Origin of the sequence: Bacillus sp. lyk4-R2A-2, from assembly GCF_030209735.1 — a bacterium.
In the GTDB taxonomy this organism is placed as follows: domain Bacteria; phylum Bacillota; class Bacilli; order Bacillales; family Bacillaceae; genus Bacillus; species Bacillus pumilus.
Genome location: NZ_JARVRK010000005.1, coordinates 690,561 through 717,201, shown reverse-complemented (window position 1 = coordinate 717,201; position 26,641 = coordinate 690,561). Strand labels below are relative to the sequence as shown.

The window sequence follows — 26,641 nt, the reverse complement described above, 5'->3', positions numbered from 1 at the left end:
GAGAGCACACTTTAGAAAAAAGATTTACTCAAATAGCATTGACACTTGGTAGCATTCTTTTTAAAATGAGCATTATTTATTCATTTTTTTAGAGGAGCTGATAGGCAAATTGACTGAAGAGCCAAGACTAAAACGCAGCCTGACTGTCTTCCCACTTGTTGTGATCGGGCTTGCTTATATGGATCCACTTGTCGTATTTGATTCATACGGCATTGTGGCTCAGCTGACGAAAGGACACGTCGCTACAGCTTATATATTTACGTTACTTGCATTACTATTGACAGCGCTTAGCTATGGGAATATGGTGAAGGCTTTTCCAAAAGCAGGATCTGCTTATACATACGCGCAAAAAAGTATTCATCCTCATGTTGGCTTTCTTGTAGGCTGGACACTTTTACTGGATTATTTATTTTTGCCTATGGTGAATTTTGCGATTGGAAGTGCTTATTTAACCGCAGCCTTTCCTGATGTACCTCATTACATTTGGATCACCATACTTGCTATCGCCATAACGACTGTCAATGTAATCGGTATCCGGCTTACAGCCAACATCACGGCACTATTTGTGACCTTTCAGGTCATTGTCGCCGTCACTTTTGTTGGGTTTATTATGTATGGGCTCACGCAAAACGCAGGCAGCGGGGAATTATTGTCCGCCCGGCCTTTTTATTCGGCGAGCTTAGATCCAGCGCTTATTTTTTCAGGAGCAACCATTTTATGTTTTTCGTTTCTAGGATTTGATGCGATTTCGACCCTGTCTGAGGAAACCATTAAGCCAAAAAAGACGATCCCACTTGCCATCTTCTTAACCGTCGCCATTGGAGGCGTACTGTTTACCTTGACGTCTTATTTTTTGCAGCAAGTATTTCCAAATTTTCAGCAGTTCAAGCATCCCGATGCGGCCTCACTTGAAATTGCGGATTTTGTGGGCGGCGCCTTTCTCCACTCGTTCTTTTTAGCTGGCACAATGGTCGCTGTTATCTCTTCTTCCTTATCGTCACATGCAAGTGCAGCAAGGCTATTATATGCAATGGGTAGAGATGAGTCGTTACCGAAGCGCTTCTTCGGATATATACATCCGAGATTAAAAACGCCTGTTTTTAATATTTTATTAATTGGTGCTTTCTCCTTAACCGCAGTCGTTGGCGAACTTGAAGTCATTTATTCCTTTATCAGCTTCGGCGCGTTGATTGGATTCACATTAGTGAACTTATCTGTTTTTGCGTACTATTTCATTAGACAAAAACAAAGAGGTGTACTCAATACATTGAGATACGCAGTGATTCCTCTGTGCGGGACGGCCTTTTGTATATGGCTGTTAACGAACATCAGTACAAATGCATTAATCATTGGTTTGCTTTGGCTGATTATCGGTTTTGTTTATTTCTGCTACAGACTGAAAACAAGACCCGAATTTACATTTGGGTACGATTGATTATAAGGTTTTCACTTGGTATCTTGTGCAGGATATGGCATAATAAAAAGGCTGTACTTCCCTTTTAAAAGCGGGGCAAAACAGGGGTGAACTGACCTTGAAAAAGAAAAAAACAGGATGTTTTGCCATTTCAGGCTGCTTCACGATTTTTCTGTTTGTTTTCGTATTAGCAGCCATTGTCATGTCCTTTAATCAAAAGGAGTTAAAAAAGCTGCCGATTGATACGGAATCAATTGTTTTGTCGAGATTGGATGATTTCAAACCGCTTGTAGAAACAGAGTTAAGAGATCAAGATTTAGATCAATATACCGCGTTAATCCTCGGTATGATGTATCAAGAATCAAAAGGCAGAGGCGGAGATCCAATGCAGTCCTCTGAATCTCTTGGTTTGAAACGAAATGAAATCAATGACCCTCAGAAAAGCATTAGACAAGGAGTCCATCATTTTTCTACTATGTACAAGCATGGGAAGAAAAAAGGCGTTGATTTGGAAACCATTATCCAAAGCTATAATATGGGAATTGGCTATATTGATTTTGTTGCAAAAAACGGGGGAAAACATTCCGAGAAATTGGCAAAACAATACTCTAAAAAGCAAGTGAAACGAAACCCAGAAGTCTATACGTGCGGAGGCAACAAAGATAACTTCCGCTACCCATATTGCTTCGGTGACTTCACTTATGCTGAAAAAGTAAAAGAAAAAACGAAAACAGTTGAAGAAAAGATGAAATTGGCTTCGTCATCCTCACCATCATCGTAAAAAAAGCACTTCCTAAATGGAAGTGCTTTTCATTTTATCGATGTTCTTTCCCGATTTCCGGCAGGATCGTTTTCGCTAAATGCTGATCCATTTCCTCATATTCATCATAATGAATCGTTTCATACAGCTCTTGTCTCGTTTGCATGTCCTTTAGCATTCCTTGCTGCGTCCCCTTCTCCATGATTTCTGTAAATAAACGCTCATACGCTTTTGCAGCGACTCTGAGTGATGACACAGGGTAAATGACCATTTGAAAGCCAAATACAGAAAATTCGTCTGCATGATAATAAGGCGTCTTGCCAAACTCCGTCATATTTGCAAGGAGCGGTCCTTTAATATTGTTTGACGCATGCGTGAAGTCCTCTGCTGTGATGAGTGCCTCAGGAAAAATAGCGTCAGCTCCTGCTTCTACGTAAAGATTGGCCCGGCGGATGACATCCTCCATCCCATTTACGGACCTTGCATCGGTTCTCGCAATCACTAAAAGCGTTGGTGCCGCTTGTTTGATGGCTTTGATTTTTGCGATCATCTCTTCTACTGGAACGAGCGATTTTCCGTTTAAATGTCCGCATTTTTTTGGCATTTGCTGATCTTCAATTTGAACAGCTGCCACCTTACTTTCTATCATTTCCTTTGCCGCCCTTGCAGCATTCAATACACCGCCATAGCCAGTATCCATATCGACCAAAAGCGGCAGCTGAGAAGCTCGAATGATTTCCTTTGCTTTTTCAGCTATTTCCGTTGAATGGATCATGCCGAGATCAGGCAATCCTTTGCTGGCACAAAAGGCGGCTCCGGATAAATAGAGCCCTTGGAAGCCCATTTTTTTTGCATAGAGCGCAGACATTCCATCGTGAACGCCTGGAATTTGAAATAAAGCTGATTTGTGCATTTGTTCTTGAAAGGCTGCGGCTAAATCTACTTGACTTGATTCATCATTCACGATCCACACACTAATTCCCTCCCTTATATGACGAATAAGTCCATAAATGCTGGTACGGTTGTTGTTTTTAATTGATTTGGATTTTGACAGAGTGACACAATTTGATCCACTTGTTTTTGTGGAAATCTCGTCTTCAAATGATAGAGCCATTTCTTTTCAAGCAGAGGAATGCCTTCCTGCCTTCTTCTGCGATGACCAAGTGGATATTCAATTTCGATTCGGTCTGTCATCGTCCCGTCTTTAAAGAAGATCTGCACACTGTTTGCAATGGATCTCTTTTTCGGATCTAAATAATCCGCTGTATATTGTTTATCTTCTTTGACGACCATTTGATCCCGGAGACGATCAATGACCGGATTTTGCGCCGTTTCTTCTTCATAATGGTCAGCTGTGAGCTCACCATAGATTAATCCAATCGCAGTAATATATTGCAAGCAATGATCGCGGTCTGCTGGATTATACAGCGGTCCCTTCTTATCGATAATCCGAATCGCTGATTCATGTGTTGTAATCTCTACTCGGTCAATGTCATCTAATCGACCTTTTACAGCGTCATGCAGGATCATAGCAGCCTCTGCAGCCGTTTGGGCATGGAACTCAGCAGGATAAGCAATTTTGAAAAGCACATTTTCGATGACGTATGATCCTAGCGGCTGAGCGAGTGTGAGAGATTTCCCTTTCATCAGAACATCTTCAAAGCCCCACTTCTCTGCACTAAGCGGCGTTTGGTAGCCCATTTCCCCTTTGAGTGTCATCATTGCGAGTCTCACCCCGCGGCTCGTTGCATCACCCGCTGCCCATGATTTCCTTGATCCTGTGTTCGGGGCGTGGCGATACGTCCTAAGCGGTGAATTATCAACAAACGCTTGCGATAAAACATGCTGCACGTCTTCCTTTGTTCCGCCAAGCAATGCACATACAACAGCACTTGTTGCTACTTTGACAAATAGCACATGATCCAAGCCATTGCGATTCAGACAATTTTCTAAAGCCAGCACGCCTTGAATTTCATGTGCTTTGACGATCGCATGTAGTACGTCATTCATCGAAAGCGGCTCTTCCCCGTTTGCAAGCCGTGTTCTGCTGATGTAATCACTCACAGCTAATATCCCGCCTAAGTTATCTGACGGATGTCCCCACTCCTCTGCAAGCCACGTGTCATTATAATCTAACCAGCGAATCATACAGCCTATATCAAAAGCCGCTTGAACAGGATCTAGCACAAAGGAAGTACCTGGAACTCTTGCTCCATTAGGTACAACGGTTCCAGGGACGATCGGTCCAAGATGCTTCGTACATTCAGGAAAATTGAGCGCCAGCATTCCGCAGCCAAGTGTGTCTATGAGCACATAGCGTGCCGTTTCAATGGCTTCTTTACTCGTAATTTCCCCGTCTACTGCATAGGCTGCGATTTCTTCTAATAGCTGATCCGTTTGATTGGCGACTGCTGTTTTATTCATGTTCATTCCCCCATTTTTCCATCATCATCTGAAACTTTTAATCCTCTTGGCCCTAAATAACGGACTCTCGGTCTGAAAATGCGATTATGCAAATGCTGTTCAATGACATGAGCAGCTAATCCACTTGCCCTTGCAGCAAAGAAAATCGGTGTATAAAGTGAAATTGGAATCCCGAGCACGTAATAAATAGGTGCGGCATAATAATCAAGGTTCGGATAGAGGTTTTTCTTCTCTTTCATGTATGCCTCTCCTGCTACACACATGTCATAAAGCGTTGTATCTCCCTTTGATTCCGTAAGCGTTTTCAATGATCGTTTTAAAAGAGCGGCTCTTGGGTCCATTTTTCTCATGTATACCCTATGGCCAAAGCCCATCATTTTTTCCTTTGCTGCTAATTTTCGCTCAATCAGCGCAAGGAAGCCTTCCGTGGTTTTCCCTTCGAGAAGCATATGCATGACAGCTTCATTCGCTCCTCCGTGCAAGTCACCTTTTAATGAAGAAATTGCTCCAGTAAAAGCACCATACATATCAGAATGTGTGGATGCGATAACTCTAGCCGCAAACGTTGAATTAGGCAGCTCATGTTCACTATATAATGTGAGTGTTTGGTCAAAAGCGGTGATTTCGTCTTGGGTTGGCGTGCGTCCGGTTAGCATGGTTAAAAAGGTTTCAGTGTAGGATTTGGTCTGATCTGGAGAAATAGCGGCGTCTTTTGTGAGAATATGATAGCTTCCAGCGACAATGGCCGGTAGCTGGCCGAGTAATCGAACAGCACGCTTTTGCTGGCATGCTTCTGATCGATCTTGTAACGCATCATCGTACCCACTAAGAGCAGATATGCACGTTCTCATGGCATCCATCGGATGTGTGGTTTTTGGCAGTTTTGTTAAAATGGTTTGAATGGTTGGATGTAAGTTGGTTTGTGAGGAAATGTCTTGCTGAAACTGGTGATATTCCATCGCATCTGGTAATCTTCCATAAATAAGCAGATAGGCTGTTTCTAAATAGGTCTTTTTTTGTGCCAACTCGATGAGGTCATACCCGCGAATTACAATCTCTTCTTGCTGCACATCTAAGTATGAGATAGACGTTTCGCTTGCCACAATGTCTTCAAGCCCCGGTTTATACTGCAGTTGTTCAGTCATCATATAACCCCCGTTTCGTTCAATTGTTGTTCTCCAAACGAGCAAACGGCCAAAAATGATGTGAGTCTATAGATGGGAAGATACCGTGCAAGTCGGATACCCAATTCCCATTTTATCCAAAGCACTGCATCTTGTAAATAAAAGAACGTATGTCCAGTTGGACATACGTTAGCTGTAGTATGGAGAAATCATCATATACACAATGACGCCAGTGAGACTGACATAAAGCCACAGCGGCATGGTCCAGCGAGCAATTTTACGGTGACGCTCGACTTGCATCTGTGCGCCTCTAAACAGCGTAATCAGGGCAAGCGGTACAATGACTGCTGATAAGACGATATGTGTGATTAAAATAAAGAAATAAATTGGACGGATAATCCCTTCTCCTCCGAAATGGGTATCAGCTGCCATTGAGTGATAGGTCACATACGAAATTAAAAAGACAAGTGTCGTTGAAAATGCAGCAAAGATAAATCGTCTGTGCGCTTTAATGTTCTTTTGTTTAATCATGATGAGTGCTGAAAGTAAAAAGATAAACGTAAAGCTGTTCATCACGGCATTAAGTAACGGCAAAAATGTAATATCCAGATGGCTAAATTTATCTGATTTTGGCATTAAAAATAATAAAGCGATTAATCCGTTGATGGCAATTGTTAAAATGATCACAATACCAGTAAAATTTTTCGGTTTTTGATTCTGTTCGTTCATGTTTGAAAACCTCTCTTTATTAGTTCCGACTAAGAGTATGTTATTTAAATTTCTCTATAAAGTCAATGAATTCGCTGTCTTCGTCGAATTTTAGACAAACTTGCAGGTTGCAGGCGTTCTAACGGCTTGAAAGATCCATCCACTTCCTTTAAAATTGGAATTTATGTGATTTTGATCATTTCTGATAGGAAAGGAGTAATGGACTTGTCAATCTTACAGGAAACAGCCAACGATGTGAAGACGTTAGAGCAAGAATTACAGCAATTGCAGTTCCAAATGTATCGAATGCAAGAAAATATGAAAGATATTTCGAAAAAAGCAAAGATCATTGGCATTGATCAAGCGAAAGAAGATGAGTGGCTGATCGTCTCTGCCATTGAAAGTGCAGATACATGTAAAATTATGCTCAGCGATTGTGAAAAAGCTTTTCGCGGACAATCTGATTTTTCCTTAATTGCGGAATATCCTGAAGAAGGAAAGATTCATATTGCCGATATTAAAGGCCCGCCAGATAATGGATACGGCTCCATCTGCATGAAGCATTTAAAAGAAATCGCAAGAGAGCAGAACATACCCGTGATTACTGGCGACCTCGTCAAAAGAGACTGGGATCACGTAGATCGCTTAATTCATTTTTATGAAAAGCATCAATTTGATGTCCAGATCAATTGGAAAGAACAAAGCGGAGAAATTTATTGGGTGGACAGCTAACGACAAAAACTAGCGTGTATCATAAGATATGCGCTACTTTTTGTCGAAAATGCAAATTTTTCTGAAAAATATGTGTATTTTTGACCCAAAAAAGGGTACAATAAAAGCATCAGGCCGCCACCTGATGCTTTCTTCCAAAAAACAATTGTTTACTAGTTAAGTACTTTTACTTTGACTGATTTTACGCCCCAATTTTTCGCTTGGGATTTGCTTGGTACATGTACATCAATTTTGTTACCTTTAATTGCGCCGCCAGTATCTGCTGCGATGGCTTCACCATAGCCTTCAACATAAACCTTACTTCCTAATGGAATGACATTAGGATCTACTGCAATGACTTTTGCATTTGGGTTTTTGTTTAAGTTTACCCCTGTTGCAGTAATACCTGAGATGCCACCATCATTTGCTGTATAAGCCGTAGCTGTAACAGTCATTTCTTTTTGTACACTCTGACTAGCAGAAGATGATTCTGCTTTAGCTGTTTCCTTTTTAGGAGCAGCTTTTTTCGTTGTTTGCTCTTTTTGGACAGGTTCCTGTTTTTGAACAGGTTCTGAGCTTACCGGAGCCGAGCTTTGGCCAGCAACACTTAGTGTTGAACCAACCATAATTATATCTGAGTTTAAGTTATTCCAAGACTTAATATCGCTAATTGACACATTGAATTTTTGAGCGATTTTCCAGAGGCTGTCCCCCTTCTGGACTTTATACTGCTCCTGAGTTTTCTCTTTTGAAGAGATTGTCAATTTATCACCTACATAGATCATATCAGTAGATAAATTGTTCCAACCCTTTAGGTCCTTTAGAGACACATCATTTTTTTGTGAGATTCCCCAAAGTGTATCACCTTTCTGTACAGTGATTTCCTTTGCAGAAGCTTGCTGCGCTCCAAATGCTGTTGTTGAGATTGCTGCAACAGCAACCAAGGACATAATAGTCTTCTTCATAAAGTAAATCCTCCCTTGTTAGCTTTTTATGGCGGCTAACGAGTGCTATCGTAACATATGTAAATGTCAATTCAATAACAAAACGATATGTTTTAGATTACAGTTCCTTTACATGAAACATCTCTCTCCATTGGTAAATCAGACCACAAAACGGCTTGATTCCCTGCCATATCAAGGTTTTAAAAGGATCAAAAACGGCCTGATGAAAACGTGTCCAAGTGCAGCGAAAAATATTTATTTTTCTTCTTCAAACTCTTTATTTTTTCTCTTTTTCTATAAATAAACGAATTTCTTCTAAAAAAACATCTCCGTATTTCTCTCTTTTTTGAGCGCCAATCCCCTTAATTTGGAGTAATTCATCATCTGTTTGAGGCTCTACCGCTGACATTTCCTTCAATGTTTGATCAGAAAAGACAACAAACGGCGGAACACCTTGCTCTCTAGCTAGCTTCATTCTCAGCGATCTCAATCGCTCAAATAATGCATCGTTTTCTTGAATGGCTTCTGCTTTGATTGCCTGCTTCTTATACACAGCCTCTTGTCCAACTAACACTTTCTTCCCTTTATGGGTCACCTTCAGTGTTGGGTAAGCTCCTTCAGACATGTGCAAATACTCTTCTGTAATTAAAAATTCAATGAAGTCACTGATTTGCTGAGCCGAATGTTGTTTCATTAAAGCATATGTAGGGAGACGATCGAAACCTAGCTCTAGCACTTTTTTGTTTTTAGAGCCCGCCAGTACTTGGGCGATCATCATTTTACCGAAGCGCTCATTCATTCTCACTGTACAAGATAACACCATCTGTGCTTCTCTTGTGACCTCTTCACGCTCTCTTTCATCAAGGCAGTTGCTGCATTTACCACAAGGCGAACTAGCTGTTTGATCAAAATAATCCATCACAAATTGCTGCAGACATTGCTCAGTATGACAGTAATCCACCATTTGCCTTAATTTAAGCAGCTCATGCTGGTAGCGCGTCTCATCTTCTATTGACTGTTCAATGAGAAAGCGCTGCACTCTTACACCTTGAGGTGAAAACAGTAAGATGCATTCACTTTCAAGCCCATCTCTGCCGGCACGCCCAGCTTCTTGATAGTAGCTTTCAATATCCCTTGGAATTTGATGATGGATCACAAAACGGACATTCGACTTATTGATTCCCATGCCAAATGCTGATGTGGCGACCATCACCTGGATATCATCATTTAAAAAGAGGTTTTGCTGCTCTTCTCTCGTATGATCATCCAATCCACCATGATAAACGCCAGCTTTGATCTTTTGTTTTTTTAGTCGATGATAAATATTATCCGCTTCTTTACGAGTGGCTGTATAAATAATGCCAGACTCAAGACTGTTTTTCTTCATATATTGTGTGATAAAACGTTCACTGTTTTCTCCTTTGATCACTTGAAAGGACAAATTTTCTCTAGCAAACCCAGTAAAGACGGTTTCTTCTCCGTTTATGCCAAGCTGTTCACATATATCTTGGTGTACCTTTTTCGTCGCTGTAGCTGTTAATGCGACAATCACCGGTCTTTTTGACAGCTTGTTCAAGCATTCTTGAATGAAGCGATAACTTGGCCTAAAATCATGTCCCCACTCGGATATACAATGCGCTTCATCAATCGCGATTAAAGGAATCGTTAACCGATCTAACAGCTGAAAAAAACGTTCATTTTGTAAGCGTTCAGGTGTAATATAAAGCAGTTCATATTCCCCATTTTCGCATTTTTTCAGCCTTTCATTCATTTCAGCTGCGGACAGAGTGCTGTTTAAAAAGGAAGAACGTATGCCCATCTCATTTAACGCATCAACCTGATCCTTCATTAAAGAAATAAGCGGAGATACTACGATCGTTGTACCTTCCATCATTAGCGCAGGGATCTGATAGCAAACTGACTTCCCTCCGCCTGTCGGCATAATGCAGACGGTATCCTTTTGTTTATTTACAATCGCTTCAATAGCTTGTTTCTGTCCTTTTCTAAAGGCATCAAAGCCATAATATTGTTTCAGGAGTGCTTCTGCTTGTTCTAACATTCAATTCCCTCTCCGTCATTTGTTTTGTCCATTTTAACATAGATTCTTGCCTCTACAGGCGATCAGTCGAATTTCGTCTTTTTACATAATAAAAAGCCATTTTCCGAAATGGAAAATGGCTTGAATCATCCTAGGAAAAGCTGCGGATGCCGTAATCTAAGTAAGAAAGTTTTAAACCACCACTCCTCAAAGTGGGTGTTTGCAGAAACGTTCCTGTCTTCCTCTCTAAGGAGGCATGACATTCCGGCTTCAATATAAAACTCCCTATTACAGCTTAAAGGTTAAAACTTAATTAACATTACGCGCATCGCAGCCTTTAAACTATATTACACGAAAGTTTATTAAATTTCAAGAGATCTTTTTTCTATGAAATACTCATGTATACAAGATATTTGTCATTGCATACATAAGAAAAAATTATTCTGAAAAAATGTAACTTCGATTTATTATCCTATTTTTCTTCGTCTATGTCAACATCCTGCTCTTCCTCTAATCGTTCATACGTATCTGAATGCATCTGATCCATTGTTTGTCTATTTGTTAAATCACGCATTTGATCTGAGAAATTACGGTCAAACTCGTTTGGGTCTTGAGTGGTTTCTTCATTTTTCTTCACATCGATTGAATAACGTGTATAGGGAACTGCTTTTAAACGTTCATATGGAATGTCTTTCCCTGTTTTCTCACAAATCCCATATGTTCCGTCTTCCATTCGTTTCAGTGCTGCATCAATTTCAGCTTCAAGCTGGCCATCAACTTGGTCCAACGTTTGTTCGGTAATGCGGTCTAAATAAATGCTCCCATGATCAGCGATATGGTTCCCAACACCATTTGAAATCTCGCTCGATTCACTTAGCATAGATTCTTCTTTCTTTTTTGACCCTTTTACATCTTCCTTTAATTGATTCAATCTTTCGTATAAATCAGCTTTTTGTTCTTTCGTTAAGCCCACGGTCAATCACTCCTTTCTTATTACCTTCCCGCTGCAAGGGAATTGAAAACATCAAAAAAGCCGCCGCCTTATTGGCAGCAGCTTGCTTCTCTTACAGGGTGCGAAGTGCTTCTTCTACTGGTTTATCCCCTTTAATTAAGTCAAAGGATTTATTTTTCACATTGGATTCTGTTAAGCTTTCCACTAGTACAGTGGCTACGTCCTCTCTTGAAATCTCAATGTTTTGATTATCTGAAATATGCTCCGCAGCTTCAATCTTTCCTGTCTTTTCCTCATGCAGCAAGGCACCTGGACGGACAATGGTATAGGAAAGTCCAGACTGTTTTAGATGTTCATCTGCTTTTCTTTTCGCCTCATAATAAATTTCCATACTTCCTTGCCCTTTTCCCTGGTTTGGATCATCGGCATTAAAGGAACTCAGCATCACAAAATGCTGAATGTTTTCTTTTTTCGCTGTGTCGACAAGACGTTTTGCACCTTCTTGATCCACTGCAATCGTCTTATCTGCACCTGTTTTGGAGCCTGAACCAGCTGCAAAGATGACAGCATCTGCTTGTTTCACAGCATCTGTCACATCCTTTTCAAGATCACCGATGACAGGCGCTGCACCTAGTTCTTTTAGCGCATCCGCTTGTTTTTCATCTCGAATGAGAGCAAGCGGCTCATGTCCTTTTTCTTTTAAATAACGAATGACGAGTCTACCTGTATGTCCATTTGCTCCAGCAACTAATACTTTCATTGTTCATTCTCCTTTCTGTATCTGTTTCATCTTTATCCTTTTTTGCTATCATTCAAACACCTAAACAAAAAAGCCCTTCCCAGAAAATATGGGGAAGGGATCAGACAATGTGCGATCTATTAAAATAAATACGTAGAATGAGAAAAGTGCATGTGATCTATGTAATCGCAAGGTTGATCAGCAAATATGTTTTGTCAAAATGGCTTGAACATCACTCAAATCGGTCTCTTTTGAAAAATCGAGTTCAAATACTTTTGAGCTTGTGACAAGCAGCATACCTGTGTCCTGATCAAACACGCCAGCTTCTTGAATGGCAAAACTTTCAATTGATCGATATGGCAAGGAGACCCTAACTTTCTTCTTAGAAAATACGCGGTTATCGCCAAAGATCAGTCGTTTATTGGTGAAACAAATTTGGTCGTGACGCAGTCTGTAAACAGCTTCAATTCTTTCCCCTTCAATTAGTAAGGATTCGAATTTCTTATCATTTTGTTTACTGACAGAAAAAATACCCACGTAAACCCCCTCTTCCTCCATCAAATTCCTTTATGAAAAAACGGCCACACGCTCTGTGGGTACGTTTTGTTCTCACTTATAGAATACGCTATAAATGATCGTTATTCCATTACGAATAGATTAAATTTCATTTAACTTTTTCTTTTTGATTCGATGCTCTTTCCTCTACTTATTTAGACAGTTAAAGCAGGAAAAAAGTTTCAGTTCTTTTTGAGAAAAATGGTTGAATTGTGACCAATAAAAAAACAGTGATTTTTTCAAATCACTGTCAGCGTGTAGACAAACCCTCGCATTCTTTGTCAGTCCGGTGCTCACGAATGTCAAATTCGCTCCGCGCCGGTACTCGTCCTTCCTAGGGCTGCAAAGGTTTTCATGTCACACTGAAAAAGAAGACAAAGTGCTAAAATAAAGATCATTTTAGCACTCTGTCAACAATCTGGACTATTCGTCTTTTGGTGTTTCAATGGTTCCCTCGGCATATACATCGGAAATCTGCTCAAGCGTAATTGCCATATCAGCATCTTCGTTATCATGCCAAGCATTTTGTTGATTCTGCTCATCTGTTTGCTTCTTTTTCATCATCATCACCCTTTACTGTTTTTCTTAGTATGAGTGATGATGATCAAAATCATTCAGCAGAAAAGTCTTCGAAATACTCTTTATAATACCCGCCTACTTTACCTGTATTATCAACGACAAACAGGAATTCTTCTGTTTCATTTTTCACTTCATATGTGCTTCCAACCGTTAGTGCACGGTCGACCATATATTTTTTCGCATTCGTATGTATACATTTTACTTGTTTTAACGTTTGAGCCGTTTGCCAGTTTTGATGGATCATGATTTAAAAACTCCTTTTTTCATCTATACATTTATTTTAGCCAATTTTTCATGAAATGCAATGAGTGTTATGGATTGCTTTCAAACATGTGGTGTAATATGATGAATGTATACGTTTACATCCATGTGCGTATACTAGATCATTTGCTTCAGGTCCGCTTTTTCACCTAGAACTCGCAGAACAACCCATATCTTTAAGGAGGTTTGTTTATTTATGAGCTCTACAACACTTCAAATTAGTTCAAAACTCGAATCTTTTCTCCAAGGGACGAAAAAACTCTACATTAATGGTCAGTTTGTCACAAGTCACGATAACAAAACCTTTTCAACTCCTAACCCAGCCACAGGTGAAACCCTTATTGATGTATATGAAGCAGGTGCAAAAGACATTGATGAGGCAGTAAAAGCAGCCAAAAAAGCCTTTCATGGTCCTTGGCGCTCCATGTCTGCCGCCGAACGCGCCCGGCTCATGTTCAAGCTTGCTGATTTAATGGAAGAAAACCAAGAAGAGCTCGCTCAGCTTGAAACTTTAGATAACGGAAAGCCAATTAATGAAACAACCAATGCAGATATCCCTCTCGCAATCGAGCATATGCGCTATTATGCGGGCTGGACAACCAAAATAAGCGGACAAACCATTCCTGTCAGCCAAGGATACTTTAATTATACCCGTCATGAGCCTGTTGGCGTTGTTGGACAAATCATTCCTTGGAACTTCCCGCTGCTCATGGCCATGTGGAAAATGGGTGCTGCACTTGCGACAGGCTGCACCATCGTGTTAAAACCAGCAGAACAAACACCCCTCTCTGCTCTTTATTTAGCTGAATTAGTGGATAAAGCCGGCTTCCCAGAAGGTGTGATTAACATCGTACCTGGATTTGGCGAAACAGCTGGGAATGCGTTAACCGATCACCCTGATGTGAATAAGCTTGCCTTCACGGGGTCAACAAGTGTTGGGAAACTCATCATGGAGAAAGCAGCCAAATCCATTAAGAGGGTCACATTAGAACTTGGCGGAAAATCACCAAATATTATTTTGCCAGATGCCGATTTAAAGAAAGCCATTCCAGGTGCTTTAAATGGGGTCATGTTTAACCAAGGTCAGGTATGCTGTGCAGGTTCTAGGGTCTTTGTTCACCGGAGCCAATATGATGAGGTTGTCGATCAAATGGCTGAATATGCGACATCCCTCAAACAAGGAGCCGGTCTTCATCAAGATACGCAAATCGGACCTCTCGTAAGTAAAGAACAGCACGAGCGCGTGTTAGGCTATATTGAAAAAGGTAAATCAGAAGGTGCAACAGCCGTTGTCGGTGGCGATTGCCCTTATGAGGCTGGTTATTTTGTCTCCCCTACTGTTTTTAAAGATGTAGAAGATGACATGACCATCGCAAAAGAAGAAATCTTTGGACCTGTCCTATCTGCGATTCCTTACGATTCCATTGATGAAGTGGTCGAAAGAGCCAACCAGTCTGACTATGGTTTAGCCGCAGGACTTTGGACAGAAAACTTAAAGCATGCCCATGACATTGCTGCACGTCTTGAAGCAGGCACGATTTGGGTCAACTGCTATAACGTCTTTGATGCTGCCTCCCCGTTTGGAGGATACAAGCAATCAGGTCTTGGCAGAGAAATGGGATCATACGCCCTTAACAACTATACAGAAGTCAAAAGTGTGTGGATTAATCTCCAAGACTAATGACGCCTATAAAGCCGGTGACCATGTCATCGGCTTTTTTGTAATTGCATGTGACAGGCAGGCTCCTGAATATAGTAATAAAGGAAAGGAGCATGGCCGAATATGCAAGATTTTAAAACAAAAGTAAACGAATATATTGATGAATTGCACATGCAACTGCAGCGCAGACAACGAGAAGATGGCGCTTTTGTCTTTTGCTTTGAAGGGCCAATGATGACAAATGCTTTTTTGATTATGCTGTTAAAGGCTGTCGGTGATTCGGATCAGGCTTTGGTTCATCAATTGGCAGAAGCTATACGCGAAAAGCAAAATGAGGAAGGTTCTTTTTCTTTGTATCATGATCAATCAGGACATGTAACCGCGACTGTGCAAGGCTACTGCGGGATGCTCGTGTCAGGCAGGTATCAACAAGATGAGCCGCATATGGAAAAAGCAGCACATTTTATTCGATCAAATGGCGGCTTGAAGAATGTTCATTTTATGACAAAGTGGATGCTTGCTGTCAATGGCATGCACCCTTGGCCATACTTCTATGCACCACTTTCATTTTTACTCATCCCTACATATTTCCCGCTTCACTTCTATCATCTTAGTGCATATGCAAGAATTCATTTTGTCCCAATGATGATTGCACTCAACAAACGATATGCCTCTCATGAACAGTTTCCAAGCTTAGCACATCTCGATGCAAACATGTCTAAAAATCCTTTTGACTGGTTTATGGCAAGAGAAGAACGTTCCACTCACCACTTTCTAGCATACATGCGGTCGTATACTGCACTCGACAGCCGGCTCGACTTTTTCGGGTATGAGGCAGCGAAGCGGTATATGTTTGAACGACTTGAAAAAGATGGCACGCTGTACAGCTATTTAAGTGCCAGTATTTTTATGGTCTATGCACTCATGAGTCTTGGATACTCTCCGGGACATCATCTCATTTTAAAAGCAGTCAAAGGGATGAAACAGCTAGTCACTGACTGTGGGGGCAGGAAATATGCTGAGAATTCTACATCCACTGTTTGGGATACAGCGCTTGTCAGTTATGCTTCTCAGCGAGCAGGCAGAACACAAAATGATCCAGCTATCAAAAAGTCTTTTACGTACTTACTGAACCGGCAGCAAATGAAGAAAGCAGATTGGGCGATCCATAACCGGCATGCGGCTCCGGGAGGCTTTGGTTTTTCAGATTTAAACACAAATAACCCAGATTGCGATGATACGCAAATTGTGTTAAAAGCCGTTCCTCAAACATACGCTCCCGTTCAGTGGAAACGAGGATTTGATTGGCTTCTTTCCATGCAAAACCGGGATGGCGGCTTTTCAGCTTTTGAAAAAAATCAAAATCACTTCTTGCTTCGTCATCTCCCGCTCGAATCTGCTGAGGATGCGGCCATTGATCCTTCTACGCCTGATATTACAGGTCGTGTGCTCCATCTTATTGCTCTTGAAGAGAACAACATGTCACCACTCATGCAAAGGCAAAAAGATCATTGTGTGAAATGGCTGCTTGATCATCAAGAGAAAAACGGATCATGGTTCGGCAGATGGGGCGTTTGCTATATTTATGGTACTTGGGCTGCGTTAACAGGACTAAAGGCTGCTGGCATCTCCTCATCGCATTCTGCTGTTCAAAAAGCATGTCGATTTTTAAAAACAATTCAATTAGAAGATGGCAGCTTCGGAGAATCGTGTAAAAGTGCAGAGGTTAAAAGGTATGTCCCGCTTCCATTTGGAACAGTGGTTCAAACAGCTTGGGCTGCTGAGGCACTTTTACAATATGTGCAGCCAGATGACAAAGTGATTTTAAAAGCCATCTCATTTTTGATTCAACATCAGCACTCGAGTGAAGCCTTGCACTATCCAGTAGGTATTGGTCTTCCAAAGCAATTTTACATCACCTATCATAGCTATCCATTTGTCTTTCCAATGATGGCTTGTTCCACATTTTTAGAAGAAATGAGGCGTAAAAATGAATAAGGAAGAATATCGCATGCAGCTTAAAGATTGGCTTAGCTCCATTCAAGGTGCAGTTCAAGATGACAACACCCGTCAGAAAGCAGAACATTTATCGTTCATCATGAATGATGAACATTCCAGTGAAGAAGAGTGGTACGAATTGGCTGAAAGTATTGCAGAGGATATAATTCCACAAGATGCAATGCGAGATGTGGCAGTTGGCAGCCATCAATTACCCCCTCTCCCTTACCGGTATGATGCACTAGAACCGTTTATTTCAAAAGAGGTGATGTATTTGCATCACCAGAAGCATCATCAATCATATGTTGATGGTCTGAACCAAGCTGAGCTTGCCTTAAAAAGAGCAAGAAGAACCAATGATTTTAAAATGATCAAGCATTGGGAACGGGAGCTAGCCTTCAATGGTGCGGGACACTATTTACATTGCATTTTTTGGTTTTCTATGAGTCCTTCAGGCAAACGAAAGCCCACTGGTCAAATGCTTCGTCTTATTGAACAATCGTTTGAAAGCTATGATGCATTCAAATCCCAATTTTCAGCTGCAGCCAAACAAGTTGAAGGTGTCGGATGGGCCATTCTCGTATGGGCACCAAGATCTCAGCGATTAGAGATTTTACAAGCAGAACGCCATCAATTTTTATCACAATGGGATGTGATCCCTCTTCTAGCTCTTGACGTATGGGAGCACGCCTACTATCTGCAATATCTGAATGAAAAAGCGACATATGTAGATCGCTGGTGGAATGTCGTTGACTGGCGTGAGCCAGAAGCACGCCTTAAGCAAGCTCAGCAAGTGAAATGGACCCCTTTTTAAAAACGCTACTCCATGTAGGCATTTGCTTATATGGAGTATTTATAGTTTACATAATATTATTATCACCACTAAAAGAATGGGTTGTTTTTTCAGAAAATTCATTTAAAATAGAAAAGATATGTGTAGAAAGAGAGCTGAAGCAATGAATGAAGATTTTATTAACCATTAGTCACTTTGCAGGAAGAACCTTTGCAATTTGGGTCATTTTATTTGCGTGTCTTGGATTTGCCTTTCCTGCCGAATTTTCTAAGATTGGACCTTATATTCCTTTTTTACTCGGTATTATTATGTTTGGGATGGGGCTTACCCTGTCTGCTGAAGATTTTAAAGAGCTGTTTCGAAAACCTCTCTATGTGCTGATTGGGGTTCTGGCGCAGTACACACTCATGCCGCTTATCGCCTTTCTATTAGCTTACGGATTACAGCTTCCTTCTGAAATTGCAGTAGGCGTTATTCTTGTGGGCTGCTGCCCAGGCGGCACAGCATCCAATGTGATGACCTTTTTGGCGAAAGGAAATACGGCATTATCTGTAGCCGTCACCACCATATCGACCCTTCTTGCTCCGATTTTAACACCTGTCTTTATTTTACTCTTTGCAAGATCATGGCTACCTGTATCGCCGGAAGCGCTATTTTTGTCAATTGTACAAGTTGTGTTGATCCCAATTATCTTAGGTGTCATCGTTAAATTGTTTTTCAAAAAACAAGTGACCTATGCGGTTCAAGCATTGCCGCTTGTATCTGTCGCCGGAATTGTAGTGATCATTGCAGCGGTTGTCAGTGCAAATAAAGAGCAGATTCTTCAATCTGGGCTGCTAATATTGGCCGTTGTGATCTTACATAATGGACTTGGTCTTTTATTTGGTTACCTTATTGCAAAGTGGTGCAAAATGGATATCCCTTCTCGAAGAGCCATCTCGATTGAAGTAGGCATGCAAAACTCTGGACTTGGTGCAGCTCTAGCGACAGCACACTTCTCGCCACTTGCAGCCGTACCAAGTGCCATTTTTAGTGTGTGGCATAATTTATCTGGTTCCTGGCTTGCGACGTATTGGTCAAAGAGAGGAAATACTGAAAATGAAAAGAAAAAAAGCTAGCACCTTTAATGGGTGCTAGCTTTTCAAATTAAAGATTATCCTTCAAGCAAGAGCTGCTCTGGATCTTCAAGTAAGTTTTTAATCGTGACAAGGAATCCAACTGCTTCTTTACCATCGACAATCCGGTGGTCGTAAGAAAGAGCTAAATACATCATCGGACGGTTCTCAAAACGTTCTTCATCAATTGCCACAGGTCGAAGCTGAATTTTGTGCATCCCTAAAATTCCAACTTGAGGGCTGTTTAAAATTGGTGTTGAAAGCAGTGAACCGAATGTTCCGCCGTTTGTGATCGTGAATGATCCACCTTGCAGCTCATTTAGAGACAATTTGTTATCTCGTGCTTTTTTCGCAAGATGACCAATTTCCTTTTCAATCCCTGCAAACGACAATCTGTCTGCATCACGGACAACCGGTACGACAAGTCCTTCGTTAGCAGCAACAGCGATGCCGATGTCATAAAATTTCTTCAAGACGAGCTCATCACCTTGAATTTCTGCGTTAAGCAGCGGATATTTCTTCAGTGCTGCTACAACTGCTTTTGTGAAGAAAGACATGAAGCCAAGCTTTACATCATTTTGTTCAAGGAAGGCATCTTTACGGCGTTTTCTTAAGTCCATCACAGCCGTCATATCTACTTCATTAAATGTCGTCAGCATTGCAGCCGTTTGCTGAACCTCAACTAAACGTTTTGCAATCGTTTGTCTGCGGCGCGACATTCTCTCACGTTCAATTGGCTTTCCTGGTTGTTCATTTTGCACCGCAGCATTTGCTTTTGGCGCGGCTTTTGGTGCACTTGCAGGTGCTTCATTTTTTTGATAAGAAGCGACATCCTGCTTTCGTACCCTGCCCAGCGGATCTACGGTTGGAATTTCAGATAAGTCTAGTCCCTTCTCTCTCGCTAGTTTTCTAGCTGCAGGAGAAGCGATGGTTCTGCCATTACCAGATTTCGGCTCTTCTTTCACTGCTTCTTCTTTTTGAGCAGCTGCCGGTTCTTCTTTCGAAGCTGGTGCAGACTCTTGCTCAGGTGCTGGAGCTGCGGACTCGCTTCCGCCAGCTTCACCCGCTGCAATTGTTCCGATGACTTCTCCAACTTGTACAGTGTCACCAGAATCCTTCAGCACTTCTTTCAGTACACCAGATTCTTCTGCTGTCAGTTCGACATTGACTTTATCTGTTTCAAGTTCTAACAGGTATTCTCCCTGCTCCACATAATCGCCTGGCTGCTTTAGCCATTGAGCTATCGTTCCTTCCGAGATCGATTCCGCTAATTCAGGTACTTTAATTTCCGCCATTTTTCATTTCCCCCTTAGTTTTTGCGAGTCAAGCTATCAGATACAATTCGTTCTTGTTCTTTTTTATGCACAGTTGGATCACCCTCAGCCGTACTTGAACGTCTTCTTCGACCGATGTAACGTACTTTTACTTTTTCAGACGCAATTTCACGTAAATATGGCTCAATGTATCCCCAAGCCCCCATATTTTGTGGTTCTTCTTGCGCCCATACGATTTCTTCTAAGTTTGTTAGTTTTGATAAAATCGCTTTAATATCTTTGGCTGGGAATGGATATAGTTGTTCGACTCTCGCAATGTGAAGCCAATCTTTCGGCTCTTCCATTTGAGTAAAACGATCACTAATATCGATTGATACCTTCCCGCTAGATAGCACGAGTCGCGATACTTTTTCGTGATCATGCACAAGGCCTGGTTGTTCAAGAACTGGTTGGAACTGTCCATCCGTTAATTCCTGGACTTCAGACAATGTGTTCGGGTTACGAAGCAGACTCTTCGGTGTCATGATGACAAGCGGACGAATCTCTTCACGAAGCAGCATTTTCGCCTGTCTTCTAAGAATGTGGAAGTATTGCGCTGCACTTGTGAGGTTCGCCACTGTCCAGTTATTCTCAGCAGCTGATTGCAGGAATCGCTCTGTTCTTCCACTTGAATGCTCAGGACCTTGTCCTTCATATCCATGAGGCAAGAGCATCACTAGACCTGATTTTTGTCCCCATTTTGCGCGTCCAGCTGAAATAAATTGATCGAAATACACTTGAGCCGCATTTGCGAAGTCTCCAAATTGAGCCTCCCAAATGACTAACGTTTCAGGAGAATAGACATTATAACCATATTCAAACCCGATGACTGAGCCCTCTGACAGTGGACTATTATGAACAGTAAATGATGCGTTTGCATCACTCAGCTCATGAAGAGCAATAAATTCATCTCCAGTTTGACTGTCGTGAAGAACAAGGTTTCTTTGAGCAAAAGTACCTCGCTCTGAATCCTGTCCGGTCATTCGAATTGGCGTACCGTCTTTTAATATAGATGCAAATGCAAGTGCTTCCCCAAGTGACCATTCTACTTTACGGTCATCTGTAAACACTTTTGCACGTTTTTCAAGGATCCGTTTAAGCTTACCAAATACTTGGAAATCGTCCGGCCAGCTGATCAATTCTTCATTCAGCTTTCGTAATACATCAAACTCTACGGATGTATCCACTGCTGGGAAGCCATTTGATACTGGTTCTGGCAGTTCAATTTCTTGAATCGTATGCTCTTTCTTTGAAGGCACCTTTTGATAGGCCTCTTCTATTCTCGTCGCTACAGCCTGCTCGATTTCTTCACGCTGCTCTTTCGTTAGAAGACCTTCTGTGACAAGTTTATCTGCAAAGATATTCTTGACCGTTTTGTGCTTTCTGACTGCATCGTACAGCATCGGCTGGGTCGTAGAAGGCTCATCCATTTCGTTATGACCGTATCTGCGGTAACCGATCAAGTCAATTAAGAAATCCTTCTTAAAGCGTTTGCGGTATTCTACAGCTAATTGAACAGCCGCTAAACATGCTTCTGGATCATCTGCATTGACGTGAACAATTGGAATCTCAAACCCTTTTGCAAGGTCACTTGCATATTTCGTTGAACGAGATTCATTGCTTTCCGTCGTAAATCCGATCATATTGTTTGCAATGATATGGATTGTTCCGCCCACTTGATAGCCTACAAGTTGACTTAAATTTAATGTTTCTGCCACAATTCCTTCCCCAGGAAATGCCGCATCACCATGAATTAAGATGGCTAATGCCTTTTCAACGTCTTGTACTGGATAGCCCTTTTGAGTACGTAATTCCTGAGCAGCACGTGTGCTTCCTTCAATGATTGGATCAATGAATTCCAAGTGACTTGGGTTATTAGCAAGCGTGACTCTCGCACTCTTTGTATCTTCGTCTTTAATTTGACGATCTGCTCCAAGATGGTACTTTACATCACCTGTCCACCCGTAGCTGATGCCAATAGAGCCTTCTGATGGAACAAGCTCTTTATTTGGCGCATGCTGGAATTCTGAGAAAATAATCTCATATGGTTTTCCTAACACATGTGCTAATACATTTAAACGGCCTCTGTGTGCCATTCCAATGTTAATATTTGAAGTCCCTTGTGTAACAGACTCTGAAATAATTTCATCAAGTACTGGGACAAGTGCGTCTAATCCTTCTATTGAGAAGCGCTTTTGCCCAACAAATGTTTTATGAAGAAACTGTTCGAACTGCTCAACTTCTGTTAATCTCTTGAATACAGAAACTAGTTTATCGGCTGGTTTTTTCTTAAATAGTTCACCAGACTCGATTGATTTTGAGAGCCAGTTCCGTTCTTCGAAATCATGTACGTGATCAAACTCAAATGAAATGGTACGCTTATACGTATTTCTCAAATGGTTAATGGCTTCTATGCCGTTTGAAATGTGTTTTGGTGCGTCAGGACTAATAATAGATATTGGAATATTCTTGACGTCTTCTTCTGTTAAACCGTATTCCTTTAAAGGAAACAGCTCTTGTAATTCCTTTTCTTTGCGAAGAGGATTGACGGAAGCATTTAAATGGCCATACGTTCTGATGTCTTCTGCCAGTTTAACGACTGATGCTATCTTTTGGATTTGTTCAGAAGTAACTACGCTATTTTCTTTTTTCCCAATTTCCTCCTTCATTTCACTCGGTGGTGCACCAAGTTCATCAAATATGCCTCTTAGATCTTCATCAACACTAGTAGGATCCTGGACATACTGATCGTAGAGCTCGAGCACATAGCCGAGGTTCGGACCATGAAATTCTTCCCAACTCAACGGTTGTTTCACATCATTTTGAAACATTTTGAACACTACCCCCAACTTTGATCATCAAGTGATTGAACACTATCTCGATATAACTTCCAGAACACAATGACCAAATTTATGTAATAAAACGCTTCCAATAATATTCTACCACTGTTTCGGATTACTTTCTACATTCTTTGTTCAATTAAAGATAAAAAATTCACAGAAAAACAAAAAATTTAAATCATTCCGAAAAATATTTTGAAGAAAGGGGCAAAACCTTATGCCCCAATGCTTTTATGCAGTAATTTCTTCAGTAACGGATATAAAACATCTGGCAATGTATCGACATCTGGTACAAAAATGCTGAACTTGCCATACATATCTTGAATGGTTTTCATCTGTGCTTCTTCGATCGGTGAATTGGATAAAAACACATTGATTACTTCAATGCCTTTTTTCCTCGCCTCAAGCACTGCTTCATGTGTATCGACGATCCCATTTTGTTCGTAGCTGAATGCAGCTGGCTCTCCGTCGGAAAAAACAATGAGAAACTTTTGCTCTTCTCTTCGTTTTAATATCATTTTTGTCATTTGGCGAATCGCATAGCCATCCCGGTTATCCTCTTCTGGCTCAAGAGACATAATGGAAGGACCTGCATCAAATAAAGAATCTTTGAACGACACGACTGTGTTGAAATAGTTCGGCTGACTTGTTTCTGATGCGTCGTTTGTATCTTCCCAAAACCCCACAATTTGATGCGGGACTTGAACGGACTTTAAGGCTTCATGGAATAGAACAATGCCTTTTTTCGTCTCGTCCATCTTGTCAAACATGCTAGCAGAACAATCCACTAATAAAGTGAAAACAGCATCAATCTCCGAAGAAGGTGCCTGTTTTTTATAGAAAAGACGCGGATTCGACTCTGTAAAATAACGAATGAGCTTTTTACTCAGACGTCCTGCATGAAGATCCGTTTTTGGCCATGTTTTTTTATGTTCGAGCGTTTTTTGAATCATCTGTTTTAACCGTTTCTGATACGGCTCAATCTCCTTGGCGTGCTGCTTGTATACATTGATTTGTTCTGGCGCGGGAGGATCTGGTGAAATCATGACTGGAAACGCATATTTGTTCTCTTTTCCATTCTCATGAGCATCCGCTCCGCTTTCCTCGCCTTCAGCCTCTTCCAGCGCCTCAAGCTTTGAATAATCTTTTCGGTGAGTCTGCTTGGCAGAGCCTTGGACAGTGCCAAGTGCTTGATCTCCGTCATCGCCTTCTCTTGCTGCATCCTTCCCGAGATCACTTTTCCCGCCGTGCTCTAAATCAAATTGAAGGAAGCTTTTTGACGGCGCTTCTGTTTCTCGATGCCACACTTCCATATACTCTTGGTGGATGTCTTCATCGCCCTCTTTTTCCCGGTCGACTTTGATGTCCTCGCTTAATTTAGGTTTTCTTTTTAAGTCATGAAACAGCGGTTCTTTTGCCGCTTTTTCATAGTCCAATTCCGGGAAGAAAAAGTACGTATTCAGCATATCTTTATCAAGAAGCTCATCAAAGCCTTCCATTAATTCTTTGACGATGACTGCGATATCTCCGGTTGAACGCGCTTCATATACACGCTCAAGACTTGATTCAATAAATGGAATCATTGGGTTGATCCGCTCGTGAAGAGGCGGAATTTCTTCTAGCGGTGAATCCGCTGTCAGCTTCACATACATTGCACAATAGAGTGCATCCGTTAAAATGCTCCGCTCTTGGTTAATCGTTAATTGCGTCTTAAAATGACGCCGGTATAGCTCTCTTCTTCGTTTAAATACCTTTTTTGTTCCTGGGCGGTCACGTTTAATCCGCTCTTCAATCCGGATATCTTCAAAGAGCATAAACAATTGTTTACACAGGTCAGGAATGGACATTGTATGAGCATAGCGAATGATTTCCTGAAAGACAGTCAGATCACTATAAACGGTTCCTACTGCACGGAGGAATACATCACTTTTCAGTCCGGCTGTCATGTCTTCCTGTTTACGGTCATCCCAAAAATGGCTGATGAAAATTTTCTTTTCAAAAGGATCATAGTAGGACTGCACTCCGTATTCAAGCTCGACATCATCACTTTTTGCTAACGTTTTGGCTAAATCCGTTAATTCCATAAATAAAAATGAATCGATTCTGCTGTCATTAAATTTGATGAATTTCAAAACTCAGAACCTCACTCGAATAATGTTTGGGCAATATTTCTTACCGCTGCTTTTTCCCGGTCATCTTCTAGCTTTTCAACAATCCCTCGTTCAACTGCACGAAGCGGCGGGATGTATTGCGCAAGATCACATGTGTCTAGAAGGGCGCGAATGGATGCTGCTTCTTCACTCACCTGCCCGTTGTGTGCCTGTGTAATGAGGTCTGATGAGAGCTGCACGAATTGATCGATTAAACGTTCATCCTTTAATACAGATTGAGATTGCAGTACATCCTTTAAGATGCCGCCGCCGATATATGGAACGTCAATGACAACAAATCGGTTTTTTAATGCTTCATTTAGAGGCACTGTGCCGACATAGCCTTCGTTGATTGCCGCTATCACGCCAAAGCCTTCATCTGCTCGAACGACCTCTCCTGTAAATGGATTTGTCATCATTTTTCTGTAGTCGAGTACACCGTTTAAAATAGGCAGAGTTTCTGGCTTTGCCATGTTGATTTCATCAATATATAAAAGATGGCCTTTTTTCATTGCTTTCGTTACAGGTCCTTCAATAAATTCAATAGAAGCAACTTGACCATCATTGTGAATGGTTTTATAGCCAATCAAGCTTTCTGCATCAAGATCAACCGAGCAGTTCACACTGTGCATCGGCTGCTGAAAGAAAGCAGATAAAGTTTCTGCTAATTTTGTTTTACCTGAACCAGTCGGCCCTTTTAAAAGAACGTTTTTGCCGAGTGCTAGTGCAATCATCGCATCTTGTATGATAGACGTGTCCTGTGATTCATAGCCGCCTGTTCCAATAAGCGGACGGAATTCTTCTTCTAGTCCTTTTGCTTTTGCTTCAATCATTGCTTGAATTTCTTCTGGGAGTAATTGTTCGTTAAACATGTATGATTAATTCCTCTCTTCGATCATTTTCCTCACCAAGTATACTAAAAAAACCTTTATGCACTCAATACATAAAGGCTAGACATCTGTTATTTTACCATTTCTTTTGTGATCGCTCCGCATGCGATGCGTTTCCCTGAGTTTCCAGAAGGGTTGCTTAAGTAATCATCTGCTTCTGCATGAATGATAAAGCTACGCCCATTTTGATCGATTAATTGGTTCGATCCTCCCTTTAACGTCACATCTGGTACATTCACGACAACATCAATTTGTCCATCTGCCCCAACTTCTAAATTAGGCATATCTCCAGCATGATGACCCTTTGGGTTATCAAAGCCATGCTCCCGGTGTGTTGGATTAAAGTGAGCCCCTGCCGTTTCAAAATCTGGCGCTTCACATCTTCCTGTTTCGTGAATATGGAAGCCATGAGGACCTGGCGGCAGATTTTTCGCTTTCACATGTAAATCCAGCCCGTTTTCTGAGGAGTCTCTTACTTCGATGCTCCCTATTTTTTGCCCGTTTTCATTGATGAGTGACGTGGTAACTGGTGCTTGCTTAGGTGCTGCAACTTCAATGGTTTCTTCTGTCGTTTCTTTTTTCGGCGGTGCATGACAAGCTGTTGCAACAAAGACCAGACACATCATGATCAACCACACTGACTTTTTCATATGATTGCCCCCTTTTAATATCA

Annotated in this window: 23 protein-coding genes and 1 other RNA gene; 7 read left to right on the top strand and 17 right to left on the bottom strand. The window is 41.3% G+C overall.

The window, feature by feature from the left end:
* The first annotated feature begins 109 nt into the window (after nucleotides 1-109).
* On the top strand, nucleotides 110-1,435 hold the full coding sequence (locus QRN39_RS10675; protein ID WP_003215735.1) for an APC family permease: 1,326 nt from the start codon (nucleotides 110-112) through the stop codon (nucleotides 1,433-1,435).
* Between the two features lie 97 nt (nucleotides 1,436-1,532).
* Nucleotides 1,533-2,195, top strand: a complete 663-nt coding sequence (locus QRN39_RS10670; protein ID WP_003215897.1) for a lysozyme family protein — start codon at nucleotides 1,533-1,535, stop codon at nucleotides 2,193-2,195.
* Nucleotides 2,196-2,229: 34 nt separating this feature from the next.
* On the opposite strand, the gene prpB is transcribed toward QRN39_RS10670, so the two are convergent.
* The 4 genes from prpB to QRN39_RS10650 form a co-directional block, all read right to left on the bottom strand.
* A complete protein-coding gene (prpB, locus tag QRN39_RS10665) occupies nucleotides 2,230-3,147 on the bottom strand; it encodes a methylisocitrate lyase (protein ID WP_106028812.1) in 918 nt (305 codons plus the stop codon).
* A gap of 14 nt (nucleotides 3,148-3,161) precedes the next feature.
* Nucleotides 3,162-4,598, bottom strand: a complete 1,437-nt coding sequence (locus QRN39_RS10660; protein ID WP_050943930.1) for a bifunctional 2-methylcitrate dehydratase/aconitate hydratase — start codon at nucleotides 4,596-4,598, stop codon at nucleotides 3,162-3,164.
* A gap of 2 nt (nucleotides 4,599-4,600) precedes the next feature.
* Nucleotides 4,601-5,743, bottom strand: a complete 1,143-nt coding sequence (gene mmgD, locus QRN39_RS10655) for a citrate synthase (RefSeq protein ID WP_050943929.1) — start codon at nucleotides 5,741-5,743, stop codon at nucleotides 4,601-4,603.
* A 168-nt stretch (nucleotides 5,744-5,911) separates the two neighbouring features.
* Nucleotides 5,912-6,451 carry a DUF420 domain-containing protein gene (locus tag QRN39_RS10650; RefSeq protein WP_003215636.1) on the bottom strand — a complete coding sequence of 180 codons (540 nt, stop codon included), beginning with the start codon at nucleotides 6,449-6,451 and terminating at the stop codon, nucleotides 5,912-5,914.
* Between the two features lie 198 nt (nucleotides 6,452-6,649).
* Between QRN39_RS10650 and QRN39_RS10645 the strand changes: the two genes are divergently transcribed.
* Nucleotides 6,650-7,162: a hypothetical protein gene (locus QRN39_RS10645; RefSeq protein ID WP_050782689.1), complete on the top strand. Its 513-nt coding sequence runs from the start codon at nucleotides 6,650-6,652 to the stop codon at nucleotides 7,160-7,162.
* Nucleotides 7,163-7,314: 152 nt separating this feature from the next.
* Here QRN39_RS10645 and QRN39_RS10640 read toward each other — a convergent pair whose 3' ends face one another.
* The 8 genes from QRN39_RS10640 to QRN39_RS10605 all read right to left on the bottom strand — a co-directional run bounded on the left by QRN39_RS10640 (nucleotide 7,315) and on the right by QRN39_RS10605 (nucleotide 13,192).
* Entirely contained in the window at nucleotides 7,315-8,106 is a 792-nt protein-coding gene (locus tag QRN39_RS10640) for a LysM peptidoglycan-binding and 3D domain-containing protein (RefSeq protein ID WP_003216022.1), read from the bottom strand.
* A gap of 256 nt (nucleotides 8,107-8,362) precedes the next feature.
* The gene (gene recQ, locus QRN39_RS10635; RefSeq protein ID WP_050943928.1) at nucleotides 8,363-10,144 is read right to left on the bottom strand and encodes a DNA helicase RecQ; all 1,782 of its coding nucleotides are present in this window, start codon (nucleotides 10,142-10,144) and stop codon (nucleotides 8,363-8,365) included.
* Between the two features lie 133 nt (nucleotides 10,145-10,277).
* A non-coding RNA gene (ssrS, locus tag QRN39_RS10630) (6S RNA) lies at nucleotides 10,278-10,463 on the bottom strand.
* A 132-nt stretch (nucleotides 10,464-10,595) separates the two neighbouring features.
* Nucleotides 10,596-11,096, bottom strand: a complete 501-nt coding sequence (locus tag QRN39_RS10625; protein ID WP_284907228.1) for a TraR/DksA family transcriptional regulator — start codon at nucleotides 11,094-11,096, stop codon at nucleotides 10,596-10,598.
* A gap of 91 nt (nucleotides 11,097-11,187) precedes the next feature.
* On the bottom strand, nucleotides 11,188-11,835 hold the full coding sequence (locus QRN39_RS10620; protein WP_003216148.1) for an SDR family oxidoreductase: 648 nt from the start codon (nucleotides 11,833-11,835) through the stop codon (nucleotides 11,188-11,190).
* A 177-nt stretch (nucleotides 11,836-12,012) separates the two neighbouring features.
* Nucleotides 12,013-12,351 (bottom strand): PH domain-containing protein, encoded by a 339-nt coding sequence (locus tag QRN39_RS10615; protein ID WP_003215537.1) that lies wholly within the window; start codon nucleotides 12,349-12,351, stop codon nucleotides 12,013-12,015.
* 441 nt (nucleotides 12,352-12,792) lie between these two features.
* On the bottom strand, nucleotides 12,793-12,930 hold the full coding sequence (locus tag QRN39_RS10610) for a DUF4025 domain-containing protein (RefSeq protein ID WP_223250615.1): 138 nt from the start codon (nucleotides 12,928-12,930) through the stop codon (nucleotides 12,793-12,795).
* Nucleotides 12,931-12,979: 49 nt separating this feature from the next.
* Entirely contained in the window at nucleotides 12,980-13,192 is a 213-nt protein-coding gene (locus QRN39_RS10605; protein ID WP_003215772.1) for a DUF6501 family protein, read from the bottom strand.
* 213 nt (nucleotides 13,193-13,405) lie between these two features.
* On the opposite strand from QRN39_RS10605, the gene QRN39_RS10600 reads away from it, so the two are divergent.
* From QRN39_RS10600 to QRN39_RS10585, 4 genes are all read left to right on the top strand, one after another.
* Nucleotides 13,406-14,890, top strand: a complete 1,485-nt coding sequence (locus tag QRN39_RS10600; RefSeq protein WP_003215950.1) for an aldehyde dehydrogenase family protein — start codon at nucleotides 13,406-13,408, stop codon at nucleotides 14,888-14,890.
* A gap of 102 nt (nucleotides 14,891-14,992) precedes the next feature.
* On the top strand, nucleotides 14,993-16,867 hold the full coding sequence (locus QRN39_RS10595) for a terpene cyclase/mutase family protein (protein WP_284907227.1): 1,875 nt from the start codon (nucleotides 14,993-14,995) through the stop codon (nucleotides 16,865-16,867).
* On the top strand, nucleotides 16,860-17,681 hold the full coding sequence (locus QRN39_RS10590; RefSeq protein ID WP_284907226.1) for a superoxide dismutase: 822 nt from the start codon (nucleotides 16,860-16,862) through the stop codon (nucleotides 17,679-17,681). The genes QRN39_RS10595 and QRN39_RS10590 overlap by 8 nt, the downstream gene beginning before the upstream one ends.
* Nucleotides 17,682-17,827: 146 nt before the next feature.
* Nucleotides 17,828-18,778 carry a bile acid:sodium symporter family protein gene (locus tag QRN39_RS10585; RefSeq protein WP_284907225.1) on the top strand — a complete coding sequence of 317 codons (951 nt, stop codon included), beginning with the start codon at nucleotides 17,828-17,830 and terminating at the stop codon, nucleotides 18,776-18,778.
* A gap of 35 nt (nucleotides 18,779-18,813) precedes the next feature.
* Here the strand turns inward: QRN39_RS10585 and odhB are convergent, their stop codons facing one another.
* From odhB to QRN39_RS10560, 5 genes are all read right to left on the bottom strand, one after another.
* On the bottom strand, nucleotides 18,814-20,070 hold the full coding sequence (gene odhB / locus QRN39_RS10580; RefSeq protein WP_003215695.1) for a 2-oxoglutarate dehydrogenase complex dihydrolipoyllysine-residue succinyltransferase: 1,257 nt from the start codon (nucleotides 20,068-20,070) through the stop codon (nucleotides 18,814-18,816).
* 14 nt (nucleotides 20,071-20,084) lie between these two features.
* On the bottom strand, nucleotides 20,085-22,919 hold the full coding sequence (gene sucA, locus QRN39_RS10575) for a 2-oxoglutarate dehydrogenase E1 component (RefSeq protein WP_003215743.1): 2,835 nt from the start codon (nucleotides 22,917-22,919) through the stop codon (nucleotides 20,085-20,087).
* Nucleotides 22,920-23,143: 224 nt separating this feature from the next.
* Nucleotides 23,144-25,060: a vWA domain-containing protein gene (locus QRN39_RS10570; RefSeq protein WP_050943922.1), complete on the bottom strand. Its 1,917-nt coding sequence runs from the start codon at nucleotides 25,058-25,060 to the stop codon at nucleotides 23,144-23,146.
* An 11-nt stretch (nucleotides 25,061-25,071) separates the two neighbouring features.
* Entirely contained in the window at nucleotides 25,072-25,950 is an 879-nt protein-coding gene (locus QRN39_RS10565) for an ATP-binding protein (RefSeq protein WP_050943921.1), read from the bottom strand.
* An 89-nt stretch (nucleotides 25,951-26,039) separates the two neighbouring features.
* The gene (locus tag QRN39_RS10560) at nucleotides 26,040-26,618 is read right to left on the bottom strand and encodes a superoxide dismutase family protein (protein ID WP_106032559.1); all 579 of its coding nucleotides are present in this window, start codon (nucleotides 26,616-26,618) and stop codon (nucleotides 26,040-26,042) included.
* Nucleotides 26,619-26,641: the final 23 nt, after the last annotated feature.